This window comes from Citrobacter sp. Igbk 16 (genome assembly GCF_028069755.1).
In the GTDB taxonomy this organism is placed as follows: Bacteria; Pseudomonadota; Gammaproteobacteria; order Enterobacterales; family Enterobacteriaceae; genus Citrobacter.
The window spans coordinates 1-216 of the sequence record NZ_JANEWJ010000131.1 but is presented as its reverse complement, the minus strand read 5'-3'; the positions used below and the strand labels follow the sequence as shown (position 1 = coordinate 216).

Annotated in this window: 1 rRNA gene; it reads right to left on the bottom strand. The window is 50.9% G+C overall.

Annotated elements, in window-relative coordinates:
• Positions 1-216 (bottom strand): 23S ribosomal RNA (locus NNO03_RS22710); the annotation flags it as partial.

Below are 216 nucleotides of genomic sequence, written 5' to 3'. Positions count from 1 at the left end.
TCACCTACATATCAGCGTGCCTTCTCCCGAAGTTACGGCACCATTTTGCCTAGTTCCTTCACCCGAGTTCTCTCAAGCGCCTTGGTATTCTCTACCTGACCACCTGTGTCGGTTTGGGGTACGATTTCGTGTTACCTGATGCTTAGAGGCTTTTCCTGGAAGCAGGGCATTTGTTACTTCAGCACCGTAGTGCCTCGTCATCACACCTCAGCGTTA